Source organism: Kitasatospora sp. NPDC007106 (assembly GCF_040634455.1).
Classification (GTDB): Bacteria; Actinomycetota; Actinomycetes; order Streptomycetales; family Streptomycetaceae; genus Kitasatospora; species Kitasatospora arboriphila.
Window position 1 is genome coordinate 1 of record NZ_JBEYFP010000673.1, and the last position, 3,229, is coordinate 3,229.

Genomic DNA, 3,229 nt, shown 5'->3' on the forward strand with positions numbered 1-3,229 from the left:
GCGCCGGCGAGCCGCACGAACTCCTCCAGGGCGAAGCAGCGCCGCAGCGCCGCGGGGTGGAGGCGCACCGCCGCGTCCCGGTGCTCCTGGGCGAGCCCGAGGACCAGGTCCGCCGAGGCGACGAGGGCCGCGGTCAGCCGCCTGGTCGCGAACGTACCGGGCGTGCCGCCCAGCTCCTCCAGGGCGGCGGCGGTCCGCGGCGGCATCGGCAGCCCGGGGCGCGCCAGCGTCCCGGCGCTGGCGACGCCGGTGCCGCCGCCGGACGGGCCCGTGTGCGCGGCGAACAGCCGCTCCCCGAGCGGGGAGCGGTAGAGGTTGCCGGTGCAGACGAACAGCACCTCGAAGCGGGTCACTTGGCGGCCCGGACGGCATCGGCCGCGGCACCTTCGTCGAGCTTCCTGGGCGCCACCAGCAGGTCGCCCGCGGCCGCCTCGCCGTACCCGTAGCCGTACCCGTAGCCCTCGCTCTGCAGCTTGGCCATGCTGAGGACGCCGCCGAGGACGGGGGCACCCACCGAACGCAGCGACTCGACGGCCGCCTGCACCCGCTCACCCGGTGTGCGCCCGGCCCGTACGACGAAGACCGCGCCGTCGACGGCGTGGGCAAGCCCGACCGTGTCGGCGACCGGCAGCAGGGGGGCGCTGTCCACGATGACGGTGTCGAAGTCCCGGGCGAGACCGGCGAGGACGAGTCCCATCCGGTCGGAGGCGAGGAGTTCCGCCGGGTTGGGCGGGACGGGCCCCGAGGTGAGCACCCTCAGGTTCGCCTCGCCCCACTCCTGCAGCACCTCGTCGACGGCTGCCTGGCCGATCAGCACGCTGGTCAGGCCGGCGTCCTGGACGAGGCCGAACGTCTTGGCGACGCACGGGTTGCGCAGATCGGCGTCGACCAGGCAGACCCGGCTGCCCGCCTCGCAGAGCGAGAGCGCGAGGTTGGCGGCGGTGTTGGTCTTTCCCTCGCCCGGCAGCGGGCTGGTCACCATGATCACTCGGGGCCTGCGGTCGACCTGCGCGAACTGCAGGTTCGTCCGCACCAGCCGGAAGGCCTCGGCTCGCGCGCTGTGCGCGGCCGGGCCGACGGCGAGCGGGTGGTCCGGCGCGCCCTTGTCGAAGGGCACCGCCCCGAGCACCGGCAGCCCGGTCGCGGTGCCGAGCGCGTGGGCGGTGCGCAGCGTGGTGTCGAGGGTCTCCCGCAGCAGGGCGAGGCCGACGCCGGACAGCAGCCCGGCGAGCAGGCCGGCCGCGGCGTTCAGCACGGGCTTCGGGGAGACGGGCGCGCCGGGCGCCTCGGCGGTGCGGGTGATGCCGATGTGGACGGGGGCGGTGGTCTGCCCGGGCGGGGTCTCCAGGCTGACGATCTGTCGACCGGCCTCCTCGGCCACGCCGTTCGCGATCCGCGCCGCCCATTCCGGGTCGGTGTCGGAGACGGTGATGTCGATCAGCACGGTGTTCAGCTTGGCGGAGGCGGAGATGTGGCCCGCCAGCTCCTGCGGGGTCGTCCTCAGCCGCAGCCGGTCGACGACGGGGCCGGCGATGCGGGGGCTGGAGATGATGTCGGCGTAGGACTGGACGCGCGCCTGGGAGAAGGCGCTGCCCTGGTTGAGTTCGGCGATGTCGCCGCTCGCGCGGGTGGAGACGAAGATCTGACTGGTCGCCAGGTACTGCGGCGTGGAGGCGGCCGTCGCGGCGAGCCCCGCGCCGAGCCCGGCCAGCGCCAGGAGCGTGACGGACAGCCAGCGTCGCGCCATGGCCCTGAAAAATCCCCGCAGATCCAACGTGCACCCCTTCGGGTTGTTCCGGTCGTGGCATCCGGGGCGACCCGGACTCGGCACCGGGGCATGAGATATCCCCTTAGGGAGCTTAAACACGTTTGACCACATTTCGGGTCAGCCGCTCTCACCCTGTCGAGGAGTGTCTGTGCGCCACAGCGCCATCACCGTGGCCCCCCGCCTGGCAGCAGTCGCCGTGTGGGCGGTCGGCCTGGGCCCGGCGTTCTTCGCCGTCGTACTGTCTCCGCGCGGCCCCGCGGACTCCGGCGCCCCCGCGGATTGGGGCCTGCCGACCGCCCAGGAGGGCCCGGCCGCCTGGCAGTTGCAGGTGGGCATGGGCTACCTGCTGGCCACCGTGGCACTGCTGGTCGGCGTGTTGCTGTTCGCCCTGGCCGGGCCCCGCCGGCCGGTCGGGCCGGTCGGTGCGGCCGTGGCCGCGGCGGCGCTCGGCATGTACGCCGGCCCGGTGCTCTCCGCCCTGTTCGGAGGACACGGCGGCGCGGGCGACTGGCGGCTGTACCTCGCCCCGCTGACCGTCGCGGCCCTGTACGCGGCGCCGCGGCTCCGGCCGGCCGCGATGATGCGCCGGGTACGGGCGATGCTGCGGGTCTACACCTGGGGCAGCCTGGGCGCGCTGGCCGTCGCACCCGGCTGGGCGCTGGCCGCCAGCCCCATCGTCAACTTCCGGCTGCCCGGCCTCGGCTCCTCCCGCCTGGTCGGCGTCACCAGCCATCCGATCCTGCTGGGCGTCATCGCCTCGGTCGCGCTCGCCGTGGAGCTGGTGCCGCTGTACCGGAGCCGGCGCTGGCCGCTGCACGCCGGCGCGGCCGCGGCCGTCCTGGTCCTGGCCCAGTCCCGGACGGCGTGGCTGGCGGCGCCCCTGGGCCTGCTCCTGCTGTACCGGCGCGGCGCGCACCACCGCATCCACCCGCTGCTGCGCCGGCTGCTGGTCCTCGGCATCGCGGCCTGCGGGGCCGTCCTCGTGCCGGCCCTGGTGACGGGGGCCGGCCAGGTGCTGTCGGACCGGGAGGTCAGCACGCTGCACGGGCGCACGGCGGTCTGGGACATGGCGATGAGCGCGTTCCGCTCGGACGTCCTGCTCGGCTACGGCCCGACGCTGTTCACCGACCGGTCCTCCCCCGTCCAGGCCGTCTACTCCCACGCCCACAGCCAGCTGCACCAGACGCTCGCCACGTCCGGGCTGGTCGGCGCGGCCGGCCTGCTGCTGTTCGCCACGGCGGTCGTGGTGGCGGCCGCCCGCGGCGCGGCGGCCGGTGCCGGGCTGCCCTGGGCGCTGACGGCCATCACCGTGGCCACCTGCGTGACCGAGGCGCCGCTGCGCGGCGTCGATTTCAGCCCGTTCCTGCTGCTGGTCCTCGTGCTCGTCTCCGTGCTGCTCGCGTGGTCACCGGACGCACCCGCGGCCCCGCCCGGCCGGCGGCTGCCCGGCCCGGCGGCGGG

Annotated in this window: 2 protein-coding genes and 1 pseudogene; 1 reads left to right on the top strand and 2 read right to left on the bottom strand. The window is 75.4% G+C overall.

Features of this window, described 5'->3' with window-relative positions; all coding sequences use genetic code 11:
- Together ABZ641_RS30525 and ABZ641_RS30530 are read right to left on the bottom strand one after the other, a co-directional pair.
- Positions 1-353: pseudogene (locus tag ABZ641_RS30525) on the bottom strand (low molecular weight phosphatase family protein); the annotation flags it as partial.
- The gene (locus tag ABZ641_RS30530; RefSeq protein ID WP_359986983.1) at positions 350-1,879 is read right to left on the bottom strand and encodes a polysaccharide biosynthesis tyrosine autokinase; all 1,530 of its coding nucleotides are present in this window, start codon (positions 1,877-1,879) and stop codon (positions 350-352) included. The gene ABZ641_RS30530 and the pseudogene ABZ641_RS30525, both read right to left, overlap by 4 nt.
- Before the next feature lie 37 nt (positions 1,880-1,916).
- Here ABZ641_RS30530 and ABZ641_RS30535 point away from each other — a divergent pair.
- A partial coding sequence (locus tag ABZ641_RS30535; RefSeq protein ID WP_359986986.1) for an O-antigen ligase family protein occupies positions 1,917-3,229 on the top strand: 1,313 nt, incomplete at its 3' end.

What these genes read in the sequence shown, in the direction of transcription:
- ABZ641_RS30530 (WP_359986983.1), bottom strand. Translation starts at nt 1,879, where the DNA reads ATGTGGTCAAACGTGTTTAAGCTCCCTAAGGGGATATCTCATGCCCCG.